This window comes from Massilia sp. S19_KUP03_FR1 (genome assembly GCF_036688685.1).
GTDB lineage: Bacteria > Pseudomonadota > Gammaproteobacteria > Burkholderiales > Burkholderiaceae_D > JALYUM01.
The window spans coordinates 123,967-142,843 of record NZ_JAQQPS010000013.1 but is presented as its reverse complement, the minus strand read 5'-3'; the positions used below and the strand labels follow the sequence as shown (position 1 = coordinate 142,843).

Here is an 18,877-nt window from a genome sequence, read left to right as displayed (position 1 = left end):
TTTGTGCGCTGCCAGCTTTCGCAGATTGCCGCGATGCGCTGGACCTCAGGCTGGGGCGATGTAGTCACCCAGGCCCGATACCAGCGCGGCAAAGGTGACGGCGCAGCGCGGGCTGGCGCGCAGGTCTTCATGCATCGCGATCCAGGTGTCCATCGGCAGCGAGCAGACTGCGGGCAGCAGGCGCACCAGGTCCGGGTCGCGCGCCGCCAGGCCGGCCTGGCACCAGCCGATGCCGAAGCCGGCCCGAATGGCGCCAAGCTGCGCCAGATCGCTGTCGCAGCGCAACGCAAGCGCCGCGCGCGCGAAGGCGGGGAAACGTGCCAGCCAGGCGCGGATGGCGGCCGATTCCTGGTCGTAGCCGATCAGCGCGTGGCCGGCCAGGTCAGTCATCGCCTGCGGCGTGCCGTGCGCGGCCAGGTAGCGCTGGTGCGCAAACAGGCCGATCTCGATGGCGCCGACGCGTTTCGCCAGCAGCGCTTCCTGGGTCGGGCGCACCATGCGCACCGCGATATCGGCTTCACGCTGGAGCAGGTCGTCCACTGCATTCGAGAGCACCAGTTCGATCACCAGCGCCGGATGGGCCGCGCGCAGGGCGGCCAGGATGGGCGGCAAAACTTCGACGCCGATCACGGCGCTGGCAGTGATGCGCACCGTGCCGCGCACGCCATCGCCGATGCTGCTGGCGACCCGGCGCAGCGCCGCGGTGGTGGCGGCGACGCTGGCGGCATATGGCCGCAGTTCGCCCGCCGCCTCGGTGGGCGCGTAGCCATCGTAGGAACGGGTGAACAGTTTCAGGCCCAGCGCCTGCTCCAGGCTGTCGATGTGGCGCCCGACGGTCGGCTGCGCCAGGCCGAGCGCGCGCCCGGCCGCCGACAGCGAGCCGCTCTCGGCCACAGCGAGGAAGCTGCGATACCACTCCCAGTTCGGTTCATTGCTCATGGTATGCATTCGTGTATAGAAGATAAGCGAAGTTATCCAATTTCCTTTGCCAAGTCAATGCGGCACACTGGCTGCATTCACTCACCAAAAGGAAATGTCATGTCGAAAATTGCCCTGTTCGGTGCCGCCGGCGCCATTGGAAACAGCATCGCCGCGGCCTTGCGCGCTGCCGGCCAGCGTTACCGCGTGGTCGGGCGCGACGCTGCCAGCTTGCGCCGTGACTATGGGGACGATGCGCTGGCCGAGATCGTCACGTGGAACCCGGACCGGCCGGCGTCGGTGCAGGCGGCCGCCAGCGGCATCGAGACCCTGGTCTACCTGGTGGGCGTGAACTACTGGCAGTTCGAACTGCATCCTGAACTGATGCGCAAGACGCTCGAAGGCGCGATTGCCGCCGGTGTGAAGAATGTGATCCTGATCGGCACCGTGTATCCGTATGGCCGCACCGACGGCAAACCAGTGCGCGAAGACCAGCCGCGCCGGCCGCACACCTTCAAGGGGCGCATGCGCATGGAGCAGGAGGATATCCTGATGGCCGCACATCGGGAAGGGCGCATCAATGCCACGGTGCTGCGCCTGCCCGACTTTTACGGGCCTGGCGTGGCGGCGAGCTTGTTGCATGGCGCGGCGGTGGCGGCGCGCGAAGGCGGCACGGCGAACATGCTCGGCCCCATCGACGCTGCGCATGAATTCGTGTTCGTGCCGGATGTGGGGCCGGTGGTGGTGAAACTGGCGGCGGCGCCGGGCGCGTGGGGCAAGTTCTGGCATCTGGCCGGTGTCGGCGTGACGACGCAGCGCGCCATGGTGACGGAAATCGAGCGGCAGACCGGCGCGCCCGTGAAGCTGCGCGTGGCCGGCAAGACCATGCTGCGCGTGCTCGGCCTGTTCAACCGGATAATGCGCGAGATGGTGGAAATGAATTACCTGTTGACCGAGCCGCTGCGCATGGATGACAGCGCGCTGCAGGGGCTGATCGGGCCAGTGCGCAAGACGTCGTATCAGGAGGGCGTGCGCCAGATGCTGGCGGCGCTGCAGCGGACAAGCACGCTTGCGGCGTCAGTCCCACAGCCGTCCTCCCGCTGAAAAGGGGGACCCATGCTGACTCAAGAGCAAGATACTGTCAGCGCAGTATGGGTACCGGCTTGCGCCGGCATGACGGTTTTCAGGTTGCCGGTGATGGCTTATCGCGTGACAGCGATCGCGGTACTGGCCGATACCACCGGCAGCAGCACCGCACTGGCGCCGTCCGGTCCGTGCAGCACCGACACCGTCGCCTTCTGGTAATCCGCCTTCTTCGCGAAGAAAATATTCGGCACGAAGGTCTGCGGATTGCGGTCATACAGCGGGAACAGGCTCGACTGGATTTGCACCATGATGCGGTGGCCCGGCTTGAACACGTAGTTCATGGTCGGCAGGCGGAACTTGTAGTTCTGCACCGTGTTCGATGGAATGGCGCTCGGCTTCTCGAAGCTGTCGCGGTAGCGGCCGCGGAAGATGTCCATCGAGACGGCCAGCTGATAGCCGCCCATTTCCGGCTGCTCCGGGACGGTCGGCGGATAGACGTCGATGATTTTTACCACCACGTCCAGGTCGCTGCCGCTGGTCCTGGCAAAGATGTCGGCCAGCGGCGCGCCCTGCACCGTCACCGCATTCGTGAGCACCGGTGTCTGATACGACAGCACGTCGGTGCGCGTGGCCACAAACCGCTGGTCCTGCAGCAGCCAGCTGACCCAGCGCGCGCGCTCGGAAAACGCCATTGGCGGCGCCAGGAAAGGCACCGGTTTGGCGGGATCGGAGACATAGCTGTCCTCGCCGGCGGCGGCTGGCGCAAAGGCCAGGCCGTTGTTGGCCTGCAGGTACAGCGGCGCCAGCGTGGACGTGCCGGGCCATTTTGCAAAACTGTCCCAACGGTTTTCGGGAACGTTATAAATCATTACCGGCGGCAGCGGTGTGGCCGGCGTGCGGTCTTTCAGATACGTGTTGAAGAACGGGATCAGGACATCCTTGCGGAAGTCGGCGGCCGTGTCGCCCTTGAACTTGAGCGGTCCCAGCGTTTCGGCCTTGCCGTTGACCTGGCTGTGCGCCCACGGCCCCATCACCAGGTGGTTGTTGTCGTAGCCCTTGGCGGTGAGTTTTTCCCACGCGACGACGGCGCCGTACATGTCTTCCTGGTCCCACAGGCCCTGCAGCCACATGGAGGGCACCTTCGAGGGCCGCGCTACCAGGTCGCGGTCGAGGGCCTGGCCTTGCCAGAAGGCGTCGTAGGACGGGTGACTCGACAAGCGGTTCCAGAACGGCAGCTGCTCGAAGCCAGCGCGCCTGGCCCAGTCGCCGGCCGAGCCAACGTCGAGGAAATTCTGGTAGTCGTCAAGGCCGGCGCGCTGCACCGACTCACCCTTGCCGGTCTTGCTGGTCTGGCCGGTAAAATAATCGAGGTTGACCTGGCGGAAGGCGCCGTAGTGGAACCAGTCGTCGCCCATCCAGCCGTCGATCATCGGGCTTTGCGGCGCCGCCACTTTCAAGGCAGGGTGCGGTCCGAGCAGGGCGTTGGCCACGGTCCAGCCGTCGTAGGACGAGCCGATCATGCCGACTTTCTGGTTGCTTTCCTTGACGTTCTTGATCAGCCAGTCGATGGTGTCCCAGGCGTCGGTGGTGTCGTCGGTTTTGCTGGGGTTGAGGGCGCCCACGGGCGGGCGCGTCATCACATATTTACCCTGCGAGCCGTATTTGCCGCGGATGTCCTGGTGCACGATGATGTAGCGGTCGTCGACCCATTCGCGGTTGGCCGCGCTGACCGCTTCGCGCAGGCGCGGGACTGCCGCTTTCGAAAATTCGCCGGCGTTGTACGGCGTGCGTTCGAGCAGCAGCGGCAAGTCCTGCGCGCCCTTGGGAATCAGGATCACGGTGTGCAGCTTGACGCCGTCGCGCATCGGCAGTTCCACTTCGCGCCGGACGTAGTCGAAGTCGGCGCTCGGCGCGACCCATTTGGCGGCGATGTCGGTCCCGTTCTGGACCATGTCGGCGCTGACGGCAGGCGTCTGCGCGAGGGCGCTGAAGTGGGCGGCGAGGGTACTGGCGAACAGGGCAAGGGCGATGCGGCGGGGCAGGGGCGTCATCTTCGGTTCCGGTGGCAGGTTGAGGAATTGATCATAACGCAGCCACCCGGAAATGATTCTAGGATATGGCGAGGGCCGCCTTGGCGGCATACATCGCCTGGTCGGCATGCGCCAGCAGCGCCTTGGTGTCGGCCCCATGTTCCGGGTACAGCGCAAGGCCCACGCTGACCGTGATCGGTATCCTCAAACCATTGCCCAGCTCGACCGGCGCCGCCAGCGCCAGGTGAATTTTATCGGCCACCAGCGCGGCGTCGTGCGGCAGCAGGATGCTCTCGAGCAGCACCACGAATTCGTCACCACCGATGCGCGCCAGCGTGTCCGCCTCGCGCAGGCAGGCCTTGATGCGGCGCGCGGTTTCCTGCAGCAGGCGGTCGCCGCAGGCATGGCCATGCTGGTCGTTGACCTGCTTGAAGCGGTTCAGGTCGATGAACAGCAGCGCCAGCCTGGACTGCTGGCGCTGGGCACGCGCCAGACTGGTGGCGAGGCGATCATGGAACAGGCGCCGGTTGGGCAGGCGCGTCAGTTCGTCATGCATGGCCATGAAGCGCATTTGCGCATGCAGCTGCTTGCGGCCGATACTGGCGGCCAGCTGGGTCGAGACGAAGGCCACCAGGTCGCGGTCGCGGTGGGTGTAGCGCGCACCAATCAGGCTGCTGCGCAGGACCAGCACGCCAATCGTGCGCTCCTGGTCGCACAAGGGCACGGCCAGGGCGCTGCCCGGCATGCCGTCGACTGCCGCGCGCAAGGCTGGCGCCAGGCCGGCCGGCGCTGGATGCTGCAGCAGCAAGGGCGCCTTCTGGCGCGTGACATGTTCGCACAGCAGGCTGACCAGCTCGGCGTGCAACAGCGGGTCGTGTGGCGCGCTGTCCGCGGCCTGGAAATCGCAATGCAGCGTGCAGCCATGGTCGCCGTGCAGCGCCACCGAAAAACTGGCGATCGGCAGCAGTTTGCCGATGATGGCGTGGCTGCGCGCAAACAGGGTATCGAGGTCGTCGGCGGCATGGGCCGCCTCGGAGATGGCGTACAGCGCTGCTTGCATGGCCTCGGTGCGTTTCATCACCGTGATGTCGCGCGCAATCGCCACGCGTACCTGGTCCTGCTCGGACCAGCGCGCCGACCACAGGATGTCGACCAGACTGCCGTCCTTGCGCACATACTGATTCTCGAAATGGGGGAACGGCGTACCGCCCATGACGGACGTGGCTGCCGACAGGGTGCGCACGCGGTCGTGCGGCGCCACCAGCTCGATCATCGTCATGCCGATCATTTCGGTCTGCGTGTAGCCGAAGATCTGCTCGCAGGCGGCGCTGACGAACACGAAGCGCCCACGCGCATCAACCACGCAGACGGCGTCGAGCAGGAGGTCGGTGAAACTGGCAGCAGGGGAGCCAATAAAATGTTCCATGGTTCATTTTAATGGCTATTGTCGATGGGCACCTAAATACGTGAAAATTAGGCACCAATGCGACAAAAATAACGGCTTTTAGTTATGCGTTGACGGTAACTTGCGGTGCACGCTGCAGCGCCATCATCCACAGCGTCACCGCGATGCCGAGCACCGCGATGACGCTCGAAATGGCCATCAGCGAGCTGACACCCCAGGTGCCGATCGCCGCGCCGCCGATCATTGCACCGAGGCCGATGCCGGCGTTTGCCGCCGACACATTCATGGTCCCGGCCAGCGCCTGGGCGGCACTGCCGGCTTGCATCACGCGCACCTGGCACACCGGGAACAGCGCCGTGTAGGCCAGCCCCCAGACTGCCAGCGCCAGCGCCATCAGGCCATGGTGTTGGACAGTGAGCAGGGTGCCGATCATGCCGGCGATCAGGATCAGCAGGAAGGTCGCCGTGGCGCCGAGCGGATTGGCGTCGACCACGCGCCCGCCGATGTAGTTACCCACCATGCCGACCGCGCCAAAGCCCATCAGCCACCAGCCGACCTGGGCCGGGGCAATCCCGGCCACGCGCTCGAGGATGTCGGCCAGATAGGTGTAGGCCGTGAACATGGCGGTAAAGGCCAGCACCGAGAGGGCGATGTGGGCCAGAAACCGCTTGTCCTTGAAGATGGCGGTCTGTTTCTGGCCCTTGGCGACGCCCGGCACCGGCAGGGTCGGCATGAAGGTTTGTATCAGCACGGCCATCAGCAGCGACAGGCCGGCCAGGATGAAGAAGGTGTTGCGCCAGCCGATGGCGTCGGTCGCCAGGGTGCCCAGCGGGATGCCGAATACCATCGCCGCGGAGATGCCGAGATAGACCTTGCCGACCGCGCGGCCGGCGTTTTTCGGGCCGGCCAGCTGGCCGGCCGTTTCACTGGCGGTGCCCCAGAAGACCGGCAGCAGCAGTGCCGGAATGAAGCGCGCCAGCGCCAGCACCCAGATATTTGGCGCCACCGCCGCCAGCACGTTGGCGGCGCAGAACACGCCGAGGATGGTCACGAACAGTCCCTTGCGGCCCAGGTGGGACAGGCGCGCCGTCATGAACGGGCCGAACAGCATGACGGTGAACGCGAACAGGGTGACCAGCTGGCCGGCGGCGGCGACCGAAATGTTCAGGTCCTTGGCCAGGGCGGGCAACTGGCCGACGATGAGAAATTCGGTGGTGACGATAACGAAGGCGGCGATGGCCATGATCCAGATTTGCAGGCCGGAGCGGGGAGTGGAGGCGTCCATGGTGATCGATCATTGGAATGGTTAATCAGCCATTTTATTGCAGAATTGTAGGCACATTGATGGTAATATTTACGTTAATTAATGAATTGGATTCCCGAATAAATCATGCTTCCTTCCGAACGGCTGAAAGGCCTCGACGTGTTTGTCAGCGTGGTGGAGCGCGGCAGTTTTGCGTCCGCCGCCGAGCGCCTCAATCTGACCAGTTCTGCCGTCAGCAAAAGCATTGCGCGGCTTGAAAAGCGCTTGCAGGCGCGCCTGTTCGCGCGCACCACGCGCAAACTCGCGCTGACCGACGCCGGCAGTGTGTTTTACCAGACCTGCTTGCGCGTGCTGGCCGACCTGGAAGAAGTGGAAACGCAGATCGGCGCCGAGTACGTCGAGCCAACCGGGCGCGTGCGCATCGACCTGCCGGCCTCGTTCGGCCAGTTGCACGCCTTGCCCGTCATCCTCGCCTTCATTGCCGACCACCACTTGCTGATGCCGCATATCTCAATGTCGGACCACTTTGTCGACCTGGTCGAAGAACGCATCGACATCGTGGTGCGTATCGGCGGTCCGAACACTTGGCCGACTGCGCTGGGCCATCGCTACCTGGGCGCCGAGCGCCTGATTTTCTGCGCGTCACCGGCTTACCTAGCGCGCAGGGGCACGCCGCAACTTGACACCGACCTGGAGCAGCATGACCGCGTGGTGTACGGCCGCTCTGACGGCCTGGTCAACTCGTGGCTGTTTGCCGGCGCCGGCGCGGCGCCGCTGGAACAGCGCGTCATGCCGGGCCGGATTGCGGTGGGCGATGCTGCCGGTCAGGTGGCGGCCATCCTCGCGGGACTCGGCATTGCGCAGTTGCCGACCTGGGCCGTGAAGCAGCAGGTCGAGCAGGGTTTGTTGGTGGAGGTGTTGCCGCAACTGGCAACCGATGGCTTGCCGATCAACCTGGTGTGGCTGAAAAGCCGCCAATACCTGCCGAAAGTAAAGCTCTTGCTCGATGTGCTGGCCAATTCACTGACGCCCTCCGGTCGGGTGTAAGCGCCGCAATCGTGGATCAGTCAGTGTGAAATTCGCTGGCGGAGGCAAACAAGTCCCACGCCGCGATGAACAGGGCGGCAACGACCGGGCCGATCACGAACCCGTTCAGGCCGAATAGCGCCATGCCGCCCACCGTCGAGAACAACACGATGTAATCGGGCATCTTGGTGTCCTTGCCGACCAGCAGCGGACGCAGGATGTTGTCGACCAGACCGATCACCACCACCCCCCAGACCGTCAAGGCCACGCCTTCCCACACTGAGCCCGTGGCCAGGAAATACAGCGCGACCGGGGCCCAGACCAGCGCCGCGCCAATGGCCGGCAGCAGCGACAGGAAGGCCATCAGCACCGCCCACAGCAGCGGCGCGCGCACGTCCAGGAACCAGAACGCCAGCCCCCCCAGCGCACCCTGGGCAATTGCCACCAAGATATTGCCTTTGACGGTGGCACGGATCACGGTCGTAAAATTGCCGAACAGGCGTTGCTTGTACTTTTGCGACAGCGGCACGGCGCTGCGGATTTTCGCGGACAGCACGGCGCCGTCGCGCAGCAGGAAAAACAGCAGGTACAGCATGATGCACAGGCTGGTCAAAAAGTCGACCGTGTAGAGGCTGACGTTGATCGCTTGCAGCGCCAGCGTCTGGCTGATCTGCGACGCGGCGGCAGTCAGCTTTTGCTGCAGGCTGGCCAGGCTGGTGAGATTGAAGCGGTCGAGCAGGTTGACCAGCCAGGCGGGCAGGGCGGCCATGACCTTGCTGAAAAACATGCCAACCGTCAGCTCGCCGGAGCGCACCATCTCGACCACCGATGCCACCTGGTCGACCAGCGAGACCGCGATCAGTGTCAAGGGCAGGATGACGATCACGATGATCAGCAGCAGCGTCAGAAACGAGGCCAGGTTCGGTTTCTGGCCGGTTTTCTTCAGCAGCCAGCGGTACACCGGCGCGAACACGATGGCCAGCACTACGCCCCAGAAGACGGCGCCGCCGAAAGGCAGCAGCACCCAGGCGAAGCCGATGGTGACGAGGGCGAGCAGTAACAGGAAGGATTTTTGCTGGAGGGTGAACTGGTGCATGGGCGGCGCGTATTGACGAGGTTGGTGTTGGCACATCTTAAACGATGGCAGCGCAATGCCGACGCACGATGTGTCGGCACGGCAATCATGTCAGCACGGTTGCGCGGACGGCGCGCCGCTCGGCGTCAGTTCGATGATGTCGTCGTGGTAATCGGCCACGGCGGCGCGGTGCGCCACGCTGATGATGGCGCTGTCGGGCAGTTCGGTGATCAGGGTCTGGTACAGGCTGGCCTCGGTGGCCGGGTCGAGCGCGCTGGTCGCTTCGTCGAGGAACACGAAATCAGGCCGTTGCAGCAACACGCGGGCAAACGCGACGCGCTGCTGTTCGCCGCCGGACAGCAGTTGCTGCCAGTTGTCGCTGGTGTGCAGCGAGGTGATCCGGGTCGCCAGGCCGCAGGCGTCCAGCACGCGCTGGCAGGCGGCGTCGTCGAACTGGTCGGGCATCATCGGATAGCACATGGCGGCCTTGAAGCTGCCGGTCGGCAGGTAGCTGCGTTGAGGCAAGAACATGATCCGGGCCGCGGCCGGCAGCGTGACGGTGCCGGCGCCATGCAGCCACAAGCCGGCCAGTGCGCGCAGCAGGGTACTCTTGCCGGTACCGGACGGCCCGCGTACCAGCGTGCGGCTGCCTGCCGCCAGCCGCAGCGGCGCCACATCGGCCAGCGGCTCGCCATGCGGCGTGTGCAAGGCCAGGTCGCTGCTGTGGATGCCGGCCTGGCTGGCGCGCGCCACGGTAAAGCCGTTAGGCCGGGCATGCGCCTTGTCGATGGCCCAGGACAAATCGCGCAGCCGGTTTGCCAGCCCCAGCCACATCGCGAAGCTCTGGTAGGCGCTTTGAAAATAGCCCAGTGACGCGCTCAGCTGGCCGAACGCGCCCACCGCCTGGGTCACGCCACCCAAGGTGATTTCACCGGCAAAATAGCGCGGCAGGGCGGTCAGCGTGGGCAGCACGGCGAACACCTGGCCGTAGACCGCGCGCGTCATTTCCAGCTTGGCGGTGCGGGCCACGATGGCCAGCACGTTGCTGCGGATTTTCGCGAAGCGCCTGCGCAGGCGCTGCAGTTCGTTGGCGGCGCCGCCATAAAACGCAATCTGCTCGGCGTTTTCGCGCACCTGCATGGCGCCGTGGCGGTAGTCCGCCTCGACGGTCTGCTTTTTCATGCCGAGGCCGATCAGGTGCTTGCCGACCCAGTGCACCAGCATGAAATAAGCCAGGTTGTAGGCCACCGCGACGTAGACCATGTAACCGGGTATGCGCAGATGCACGCCGCCGAGCGCGATGCTTAGCGTGCCCGACAGCGACCACAGGACCGAGGTGAAGGCCACGATGCTGATCACCACGTTGATCACGTTCGACAGGTTGACGATGCTGCTGTTGGCGAACAGGCGCACGTCTTCGGCAATGCGCTGGTCGGCATGCGAGAGTTCGCCATCGCGCTCGATGTCGTAGTAGGCGTGCGCGCTGAACCAGCGTTCCAGGTAATGGTTGGTGAGCCAGGTGCGCCAATCCAGGTCGATCAGCTCGATGATGGCGGTGCGCACCACGCCGAGGGCGGCCACCAGCACGCCGACGCCGATGGTCAGCCAGACCACCCGTTGCAGCAGATCCCATTTGCGGGCCAGCAGCGCGTCGGTCAGTTCGCCGGTCAGTTGGTTGGCGCGCACATATAGCCACGCGGAGCCGAGCGTGATGCCTAGCCACAGCGCCACCAGCAGCCAGGCGCGCCAGCGGTGGCGCGAGCCCCAGTAAGGCGCGGCCAGGTGCAGCGTGCCTGGCCGGCCGGCGGCATGCATGACGGCGGGGCACACGCAGGCGTCAAGCGGCGCGCAGCTTGGACAGGCGTGGGCCGGCATCAGTGCAAGCGAAGGCGCATGCGCAGCATGGCCTGTTCAAACAAAGAGAGGGAAACGAGGTGGTGGCGAGTAGCGCGTGACATGGATGATTTGCCCTGGAAGGTGGAGTGGGTGCACCGACTGCTGCATCGCATCATAGCGTTAATCGGGAAATTGTTACCAAAAAGGCAGGTTTTACGGTGCGCGCCGGGCCGGCCCGCCATGGCGGCCGACGGAATTTGCCGTTAATCGAGCGCCAGCACCGTATCGCCTGGCCCTGCCACGCAGCCTGCCGCCAGCGGGGTCCAGCCCCGGTGCAGCACGATTTCCCGCGTGTTGTGGCACAGTTCGACCCGTTCGGCAGCGGGGTAGCGCTGGCGCGTGAACGTTTCCAGTGTGGACGGCAAGCTCACCTGCAGCCGGCGCGCCGCGCGGTCGGCCGCGGGATGGTCGTTGACGTGCACCAGCGGCACGAAATACGCCGCCATCATCGTCAACGGTGATTTGATCAGCACCGGTTCCGGCGCATAGCCCGCCTCGCGCAGCCAGTCCTGAGATCGGGCGCGCAAATCGGCGCCATCGGCCAGCTCGCCCCAGCTGCTGGCCATCATCTCGATGACCCACTGGTTGCAGTTCTGGTAGCGCAAGCTCCAGGGGTAGGCATTCGCGCTGTACTGGCCAGCGAGCAGGTGCAGCGCGCGCTGCTTGTCGCGCGCTGCCAGTTCCAGTGCCTGGGCGGCGCCGGGCGGCAAGGTCACGATGGCAATGTAGCCAAGCGCAGGGTCGTCGGTCCCCAGCGCGAAGCCGGCGATACCCTGGTCGAAGATGCGTGGGCGTTTCTCGTCGCAGGCGAAATACAGTTGGCGCGCGGCCCAGGCGCCGTCGGCGCCGCGCAGGGCCAGCGCGGCGTGCGAATAACGGATGTCGAAACGCGACAGGTCGAGCCCGGAGCGGCTGATCAGGACAGCGCCGCCGTCGGTGCGCGCCAGTTCGGTGCGTACCACGGCGGCAAAGCGCAACAGGCGGTCCTGCTCGCTGGCGCTGAGTTTGTCCTGGCGGTCGCAGAAGTTCGATAGCGCCGAGCCGGCCTGGGCCGAGCCGCAGGCCAGCCACAAGGCGCACAAGAGCGCGCTGCGCAGGCGCTGGAATGCCCGCAAAATTACAGCGTGACGGGACGGGCCGCGAGTTCGTCGTGCCAGTCGTCGGCCAGCACCAGGAAGAAAGCAGTGCGGGTGTCGTTGCGGGCGAACTGGAAGCCGTAGTCGCGTTTTTGCACATCCACCAGGTCACCCTGACCGAGGTTCTGGCTGGCGAACACGGCCACCGGCAAATCGAGCGTCAATTGCTGGTCGACCTGTTCGGCCTGCATCGCCAGGCGCACCATCTCCGGACGGCCCGGAAGCTGGGCCAGTTGCTCGACGCGGTCGATCCGCCAGGCGCCGTTGGCAATCTTGTCGTTGCCGGTGGAGCTGTTGCTCGAACCGTTGAGCGAGGTCGAAATGCTGCCGCTCGAGGCCGAACCGGCGCTCGATGCGGACGAGGCGAAGCTGTCCGCGCGGGCCTGGCCGGCAAGGCCGGCGGCAAGCACGGCGGCGATAAAAAAATGGCGCGCGATGGTCATCATGGTTCCTGGTTGTTTCAATCGTGCATTAATTCTAGACGCTAAGGACGCTTGCAGCCAGCGTTTGCTGCGCCGATGTTGTTACTGGATGTACGCGCAAGGTAACAAAAAATCACGAACATGCGTGCCAACTGTTAAATCACTTTCCTGTAAGATACAATCTATCACTTTGTCTCCGCGCCGTCTTATGTTCAATCGCCTGCAGCAACGTCTGAAATCCCCGTTTCGCCTTGGTACCCTGATCACAATCGGCGTGTGCCTGACGGTTGGCCTGACCGTACTGATCCAGGTCGCCCTGGTCCACAGCCTGACCATGGGGTATGCCGGCAAGGACGCCGAGCTGCGGCTCCAGCAGCTGTCCTGGCAAATGCGTGATTCGCTCAATCGCGTGGTGGCGAAGGGCATCGGTGACGTGCGCCTGCTGGCGGAACTGCCCGAAGTGCGCCAGGCCGACAACCCGGCAAAGGTGCGCGCCGTGCTGGAAAGTCTGCAAGCGACGTTTCCGGACTATGCCTGGATCGGCATTGCCCATGTCGACGGCAAGGTCTTTGCCTCGACCCTGTCCATGCTGCAGCATGCAGACGTCAGCGCGCGGCCCTGGTTCCAGAGCGGCAAACTGGGCGTGCACGCCGAGGATTACCATCCGGCCGTGATGCTGGGTAAATTGTTGCCCGTGTCGCCGGACCAATGGCGCTTCATCGACATGTCCGGACCCGTGCTGGACGAAGCGGGCAAGCTGCGCGGGGTGCTGGGCTTGCACCTGAGCTGGAACTGGGTGCGTCAGCGCGCCGAGGAGCTGGTCGCACCGGCGCTGCGCGAATACGGCGCCGAAATTTTCGTCGTGCGCGGCGACGGAACCGTGCTGCTGGGGCCGCCCGGATCGGTCGAGACCAGGCTGGCCACGCGCAGCATGGAACTGGCGCGGGGCGGGCAGACCGGCTCGGTCCGCGAAACCTGGGCCAACGGCGTCTCTTACCTGACCGGTTACAGCACCACCGGCACCGTGGCTGACCCGGCCACCTTGCGCTGGACCGTGCTGGTGCGCCAGGCGGAGGACGTCGCCATGGCCGGACCGCGCCACCTGGAGCAGCGCGTGCTGCAGCTGAGCCTGGTGTTGGCGGCCGGGTTCGCGATGCTGGCCGCGTGGCTGGCGCGCCGCCTGACCGGGCCGATGGATGCACTTACCAGCACCATCGAGCAGGCTGCGCGCTCGCGCGACCTGGGCGACGGCCGTCCTGTGATTCCTGAAATTACCGCGTTCCACGAAGCGCAGGTGCTGTCGCAGTCCATGCGTGAACTGGTGCGCAGCGAACACGCGCACCTGCACGCGCTGAAAACCCTGAACGACCAGCTCGAAGGCACCGTTGCGCAACGCACCGCCGAATTGCAGGCGCTGCTGATGCGCGACGCGCTGACCAATTTGCCGAACCGGCGTGCCATCATGCAGATCTTGCCGGAAGCGCTGGACAGGGCCGCGCGATCCGGGCGGCCGTGCGCCGTGCTGTTTCTCGACCTGGACGGTTTCAAGGCCATCAACGATACCCATGGTCACGAAGAGGGCGATGCGCTGCTGCGCCAGTTTGGCGCGCGCGTGCAGCAGGCCGTGCGCAAGACCGACACCGTGGCGCGCCTGGCCGGCGACGAATTCGTGGTCGTGCTGGAATTGTTGAGCGATGCCGCGGACGCCAACGACAAGGCGCGCCAGCTGATCGCGATGCTGCAGGCGCCGTACCAGTTGACCCGTGTGACGGTGACCGTGAGCGCCAGCATCGGCGTGGCGCTGCACCAGTCGGACGATGTGCGCGACCTGACCGCCTTGCTGGCGCGCGCCGACGCCGCCATGTACGCCGCCAAGCGCGAAGGCAAAAACCGCGTCGTCACGGCGCCGCCCGCCGAGGCCTGAGCGCACGCCCCTGCAGCGTGGTCGCGCCTGTCGGAGCAGGCCGACAAACCCACAGGAAAGTCTGCTCGGGCGAATGTGCGGTCGTCAACAGACCAGCGCGTCCCGAGCGCATACAGTGCTGCTCATTGGCCGATGAGAGCTTGGGCATGCACGGCCATCAAGGTCTGAATGCGCCCCGCGTTCCAGGTATTCGCCAAACGTGTGGGCAATCGCACGCATACCCTGTCAACATGGATTAACGCTATTCATCCACCGATTTTCAAGGAGCAAGAATATGAGCGGTATCAGCACACTCGACCCTGACAACTTCCCCGAAGCACCGGACCGCAGTCTGGGCAAGGGTCACGGCATCGGCGCTCTCGGCCCCAGCGACACCTCCGACAGCGGCAGCGATGTGATGGGCGGCCCCGGCCTGGGCGGCGACATCGATGACGAAATGCTCGACTTTGACCGCGGCAACACGTCCGACATCGAAGCGGGTCGTGCCGGCAACACGGCCGGCCCGGACCTGGGCGATTCGAATTTCTCCAGCGACAGCGACGCCAGCGGAACCGGCGAGCGGGCCGCAGCCGGGCGCGATGCCACCGTGCGCGATGGCGCCGACATCGATACCGACCACATCGAATCAATGCCCGACACTGCTCTCACCGAGGACGACATCGACTTCCTTGCGAGCAGTGCGCCGGGCCAGGATGGACGCGGCCAGTCGCCAGCCCGCAAATAACACGCCGGCCGAGACCAGCGCTGGTACCGCCAACCCTGCTTTCATCGACAGCGTGGTGTAGGGGGAGCGTTCCACCACGTGGCGCCCGTCGCGCTGTTGCCAGGTGCCGCGCTGTTTCAGTTCCTGGTCCGGATCGACCGCGTGCAGCGCATCGTTGCGTTGCGCTGCGGTGTCCTTCGCACTACGCTGCTGCGTGAACATACTGTTGCGCATGTAGCGGTCCATCAGGCGCGGCATTGCCTGCGCACTCATCGAAATGATTTTGGCCGCGCCGCCAATGAACTGGTCGCGCACCGGGTGGCTGGCCGCATGCAAAATGGCGCGTGCCACCAGCTCGGGCGCGTAGACGGGCGGCGCCAGCGCCGGTTCCTTGTCCATCAGGTTTTTCGCATGGACCGGGAACAGTGTATCGATCGCGGCCGGCTTGACGAGTGTGAGCGAGATGGGCACGTGTTCGCGTTCGAGCTCCATGCGCAGCGCGTCCGTAAAGGCTTTTACTGCGTGCTTCGACGCAGAATAGGTGCCTTGCAGCGGCACCGCGCGGTCCGACACTTCGCTGCCCAGGTTGACAATGGCGCCGCCGCCGCGCTGGCGCATGTGTTTCACCGCCTCCAGCGTGCCATGCACCACACCCCAGTAATTGGTCTGGAACACGCGCAACTGGTCTTCCAGCGGGGTGTCCTCGAGGCGCCCGTAGACGGAAATGCCGGCATTGTTGACCCAGGTGTCGATCCGTCCGAATTGCTCGACGGCGCCGCTGCCGATGCGCGCCACATCCGCCGCCACGCCGACATCGGCGGCCACCGTCGCGACCTGCGTGCCGCGCGAACGCAACTCCGCTGCCAGCTGGTCGAGCGCGTCGCGATTCCTGGCCGCCAGCACCAGTCTGGCGCCCCGTCCGGCCGCCATGCGCGCCGTGGTCAGCCCGATGCCGCTGGTGGCGCCGGTGATGACGATGACCTGCTCATCGACGGGTTTCAGTTTGAACGTCATGGCCGCTCCCCCTTCAAATGCACTGCGAACCAAGTTAGCACAGGGCGAGGGAAGGGGGCGTCCTTGAGCCGACAGGCAATTGCACTGCTTGCGGCTACGGTTTCCTGTGCAAGTACGTGCGCAGACCGTGCGTCAGCAGGAAGGGAAACACGCTGGCATGGTCCTCGCCTTCGAATACCTCGAGCGTCGTGCTGAGGCCGGGATAATGGCGGGAGGTCAGCGCCTGCCTGAAGTCGCGCAGGTCGGCCAGCATGTCGGCATTTTCTTCCGCGCGCGAACGCTGCTTGCCGGGCGCGCGCGTTTCAGTGGACCCGATGCCGAAATAAACCGACGCGCGCAGATCGCGCTGGCGCGCAGCGTAGGCTTGCTCCCGGTCGAACATGACCCCGCCGTCGAACCACAGCGATGGACTGCCGAGAATGTAGTGCGCGAACGTGGCGGGACGGTCGAGCAGGATTTGCAGGCCCAGCAGGCTGCCGTAAGAGTGGCCGATGAACACCGCCCGGGTCAGGTCGGCGCGATAGCGGCGCGCGACCAGCGGCATCACCTCGTTGGCGAGGAAGCGCCCATACGCCTGCGCTGCGCCGAAGGCCGGGGCCCGGCCCGGCATATCCGAGCGGTAGTCGCCGCGCGGCACGCTGGGGGTGTAGTCGCGCCGGCGGCTGAAGCCGGGCGTGTCGCCGTTGGCATAGGAAAGGCCGACCACGATCACCTCTTCCATCCCGGCGTGTTTGTGCAGCCGCTGCGCGATATTACGCACGACCGGAAATGCGTAGTTGGCGTCGGTGACGAACAGCACGGGATAGCGTTGCTGCCCGGCGCGCCAGGAATCGGGCAGGGCGATGTACAACTGATAGTCGCGCTGCAAGGCGGCTGCGCGCAGGTCCACCACCTCGGTGGCGTCCAGCTGATAGGCGGGCGCGGCGCTGGCGATGCTGGCGGCCAGCCATAGCATCAGGGTGATCAGGGATTTCATCGGTCTCCTCGGCAGGTTGTGGCATGGCGATTGTGCTTGCGCGTGTGCAGCGCGGCAGCGCCCGCGGGATGAAATACCGCATCGGCGGGATGGACTGGCCGGCCGCGCCTGTTACCACTGGTATACTTTTGAGATGCAGACAACGCCCACCCCTGACTACCGCCTGGCCCGATCGATCGGGCTGACTGTACTGCTATGGATGGCGATCAGCGGGCTGGGCGCGCTGCAAACGTATAGCGACAATTTGCGGGGCGGCATCGCGAGCAGCTACCCGAGCTTGCTGCTGACCTGGTTCATCGAATACGCCACGCCGCTGATCGTGCTGTGCGTGGGCCTGAACCTGGCGCTGGCGCGCCGGCCGGCCATGGGGGCCGGGCCGCGCCAGGTGATATTCCTTGGCATCGGCCTGATCCTGCTGTTCCAGCCGGCCCAGTGGGCGTATATCGCATGGCTGCGCGGCTACCTGCCGGTTGCTGGCTGGCCGGAAGCCGGCCAGTTGCTGATGAAAATGCTGCTCGTGGGCTGGTTTTCCACCACCGGCACCTTTGCCGCCGTGCTGGCGCTGCATTACTGGCGCCAGGGCCAGGCGCGCGAACTGGCCTGGCAACGGGCGCAGACCGATATGCTGGCGCTGCGCCTGGCGCTGGAGCACCAGGCCACCCAGGCCCTGCGCGCCCAGCTCGAACCACATTTTCTGTTCAATGCCCTGAACGCCATCAGCGCCCTGGTGCGCGACGGCGACAAGGCGCTGGCGCTGGGCGGCATCGGACGCCTCAGCGAGCTGCTGCGTTATGCGCTGGCCGCGGCCAGCCGCGACAGCGTCAGCGTCGCCGACGAGCTGGCCTTCGTGCGCGACTACCTGGCGCTGCAGCGGCTGCGTTACGGTGCGCGCCTGCAGGTGACCATTCGAGGTGACGATGCAGCGCTGGACAGAGTGGCGTGCCCGCCCTTGTTGCTGCAGCCGCTGGTCGAAAATGCATTACGTCACGATCTCGATTGCCGTCCCGGCGATGGCGATATCACGCTGGCGTTTGCGCGCGAAGCGGGCTTCCTGTGCATCCGCGTCAGCAATCCCGCCAGCGATGGCGTGGGCGCCAATCCGGGCGCCGGACTGGGACTGGCCAACACGCGCGCGCGCCTGGCTTTGCTCGACCCGGACGCCGCGCTGGTGGCCGGCCGCGAAGGCGCGCGCTTCGTCGCCGAAGTGCGCCTGCCGCTGAACGGACACGCGTGAGCACGCCGGTACGCTACCTGATTGTCGACGATGAAGCGCCGGGTCGCGACAACCTGCGCCTGGCGATGTCCGCGCACCCCGGCTGGCAACTGGCCGGCGCCTGCGCCAGCGTGGCGGCCGCGCGCGCCATGCTGGCCGGTGTCGATGTGATTTTTCTGGATATCCAGATGCCGGGCGAATCGGGCCTGGTGCTGGCGCGCGAGTTGGCCGGCCTGGCCGAGCCGCCGCTGATCGTGTTCGTGACCGCCTGGAGCGTCCACGCGGTCGATGCCTTCGATGTGCACGCACTCGACTATTTATTGAAGCCGGTCGACGACGCACGGCTGGCGCAGGCGCTCGCGCGTGCCGCCAGCATGCTCGGGCACCGCCAGCGCGCCGCCTACGCCGCTGCCGTGCGCGACTACACCACGGCGACAGCGGGCCAGTTTGCCCAGCGCATCAGTGTGCGTTCGGTGGGCCGCATCGAACAGATCCGGGTCGACGAGATCCTGTGGCTGGAAGCGGCCGGCAATTACGTGGAGCTGCGCCTGGCCGCGCGCACGGTGTTGCACCGGGTGCCGCTGAGCCGCCTCGAAACGCTGCTCGATCCCGCCGTGTTCTTGCGCGTGCACCGCAGCGCCATCGTGCGGCGCGACCAGGTGGCCAGCCTGGCCACGCGCGGCGACGGCAGCTGGCAATTGCTGCTGCGCTGCGGCGCCGTGGTGGCGGTCAGCGAACGCTACTTGGTCGCACTGCGCGCGACTATTATGTAACTTTACGTTTCGATCG

General features: G+C 65.6%; 16 protein-coding genes. 6 read left to right on the top strand and 10 right to left on the bottom strand.

Going from position 1 to position 18,877, the window contains the following annotated elements; translation table 11 throughout:
* Window positions 1-45: 45 nt before the first annotated feature.
* Window positions 46-948, bottom strand: a complete 903-nt coding sequence (locus tag V6M87_RS15965) for a LysR family transcriptional regulator (protein WP_332877632.1) — start codon at window positions 946-948, stop codon at window positions 46-48.
* 90 nt (window positions 949-1,038) lie between these two features.
* On the opposite strand from V6M87_RS15965, the gene V6M87_RS15960 reads away from it, so the two are divergent.
* Window positions 1,039-2,022 (top strand): NAD-dependent epimerase/dehydratase family protein, encoded by a 984-nt coding sequence (locus tag V6M87_RS15960; RefSeq protein WP_332877631.1) that lies wholly within the window; start codon window positions 1,039-1,041, stop codon window positions 2,020-2,022.
* A 98-nt stretch (window positions 2,023-2,120) separates the two neighbouring features.
* Here the strand turns inward: V6M87_RS15960 and V6M87_RS15955 are convergent, their stop codons facing one another.
* The 3 genes from V6M87_RS15955 to V6M87_RS15945 all read right to left on the bottom strand — a co-directional run bounded on the left by V6M87_RS15955 (window position 2,121) and on the right by V6M87_RS15945 (window position 6,724).
* Window positions 2,121-4,055 carry a CocE/NonD family hydrolase gene (locus V6M87_RS15955; protein WP_332877630.1) on the bottom strand — a complete coding sequence of 645 codons (1,935 nt, stop codon included), beginning with the start codon at window positions 4,053-4,055 and terminating at the stop codon, window positions 2,121-2,123.
* Window positions 4,056-4,113: 58 nt separating this feature from the next.
* The gene (locus tag V6M87_RS15950; protein ID WP_332877629.1) at window positions 4,114-5,460 is read right to left on the bottom strand and encodes a sensor domain-containing protein; all 1,347 of its coding nucleotides are present in this window, start codon (window positions 5,458-5,460) and stop codon (window positions 4,114-4,116) included.
* 82 nt (window positions 5,461-5,542) lie between these two features.
* On the bottom strand, window positions 5,543-6,724 hold the full coding sequence (locus V6M87_RS15945) for an MFS transporter (RefSeq protein WP_332877628.1): 1,182 nt from the start codon (window positions 6,722-6,724) through the stop codon (window positions 5,543-5,545).
* 105 nt (window positions 6,725-6,829) lie between these two features.
* Here V6M87_RS15945 and V6M87_RS15940 point away from each other — a divergent pair, with 105 nt between their 5' ends.
* Entirely contained in the window at window positions 6,830-7,750 is a 921-nt protein-coding gene (locus V6M87_RS15940) for a LysR family transcriptional regulator (RefSeq protein WP_332877627.1), read from the top strand.
* A gap of 16 nt (window positions 7,751-7,766) precedes the next feature.
* Here V6M87_RS15940 and V6M87_RS15935 read toward each other — a convergent pair whose 3' ends face one another.
* The 4 genes from V6M87_RS15935 to V6M87_RS15920 all read right to left on the bottom strand — a co-directional run bounded on the left by V6M87_RS15935 (window position 7,767) and on the right by V6M87_RS15920 (window position 12,279).
* Window positions 7,767-8,825, bottom strand: coding sequence for an AI-2E family transporter (locus V6M87_RS15935; protein WP_332877626.1), 1,059 nt, complete (start codon window positions 8,823-8,825; stop codon window positions 7,767-7,769).
* Window positions 8,826-8,915: 90 nt separating this feature from the next.
* Window positions 8,916-10,634: an ABC transporter ATP-binding protein/permease gene (locus V6M87_RS15930; RefSeq protein WP_332877625.1), complete on the bottom strand. Its 1,719-nt coding sequence runs from the start codon at window positions 10,632-10,634 to the stop codon at window positions 8,916-8,918.
* A 269-nt stretch (window positions 10,635-10,903) separates the two neighbouring features.
* Window positions 10,904-11,815, bottom strand: a complete 912-nt coding sequence (locus V6M87_RS15925; protein ID WP_442920600.1) for a DUF2145 domain-containing protein — start codon at window positions 11,813-11,815, stop codon at window positions 10,904-10,906.
* 2 nt (window positions 11,816-11,817) lie between these two features.
* A complete protein-coding gene (locus V6M87_RS15920) occupies window positions 11,818-12,279 on the bottom strand; it encodes a hypothetical protein (protein ID WP_332877682.1) in 462 nt (153 codons plus the stop codon).
* A 187-nt stretch (window positions 12,280-12,466) separates the two neighbouring features.
* On the opposite strand from V6M87_RS15920, the gene V6M87_RS15915 reads away from it, so the two are divergent.
* The gene (locus V6M87_RS15915; protein WP_332877624.1) at window positions 12,467-14,182 is read left to right on the top strand and encodes a sensor domain-containing diguanylate cyclase; all 1,716 of its coding nucleotides are present in this window, start codon (window positions 12,467-12,469) and stop codon (window positions 14,180-14,182) included.
* Between the two features lie 274 nt (window positions 14,183-14,456).
* Window positions 14,457-14,906, top strand: a complete 450-nt coding sequence (locus tag V6M87_RS15910; RefSeq protein ID WP_332877623.1) for a hypothetical protein — start codon at window positions 14,457-14,459, stop codon at window positions 14,904-14,906.
* Here the strand turns inward: V6M87_RS15910 and V6M87_RS15905 are convergent.
* Together V6M87_RS15905 and V6M87_RS15900 are read right to left on the bottom strand one after the other, a co-directional pair.
* Complete coding sequence (locus tag V6M87_RS15905; RefSeq protein WP_332877622.1) at window positions 14,808-15,899, bottom strand: SDR family oxidoreductase; 1,092 nt, start codon at window positions 15,897-15,899, stop codon at window positions 14,808-14,810. The genes V6M87_RS15910 and V6M87_RS15905 overlap by 99 nt on opposite strands.
* A 94-nt stretch (window positions 15,900-15,993) precedes the next feature.
* Window positions 15,994-16,875 carry an alpha/beta hydrolase gene (locus V6M87_RS15900; RefSeq protein WP_332877621.1) on the bottom strand — a complete coding sequence of 294 codons (882 nt, stop codon included), beginning with the start codon at window positions 16,873-16,875 and terminating at the stop codon, window positions 15,994-15,996.
* Between the two features lie 133 nt (window positions 16,876-17,008).
* Here V6M87_RS15900 and V6M87_RS15895 point away from each other — a divergent pair, with 133 nt between their 5' ends.
* Both V6M87_RS15895 and V6M87_RS15890 read left to right on the top strand, forming a co-directional pair.
* Window positions 17,009-18,109 carry a sensor histidine kinase gene (locus V6M87_RS15895; RefSeq protein WP_332877620.1) on the top strand — a complete coding sequence of 367 codons (1,101 nt, stop codon included), beginning with the start codon at window positions 17,009-17,011 and terminating at the stop codon, window positions 18,107-18,109.
* The gene (locus V6M87_RS15890; RefSeq protein ID WP_332877619.1) at window positions 18,106-18,861 is read left to right on the top strand and encodes a LytR/AlgR family response regulator transcription factor; all 756 of its coding nucleotides are present in this window, start codon (window positions 18,106-18,108) and stop codon (window positions 18,859-18,861) included. Before V6M87_RS15895 ends, V6M87_RS15890 begins: the two co-directional genes overlap by 4 nt.
* The last annotated feature ends 16 nt before the right edge of the window (window positions 18,862-18,877 follow it).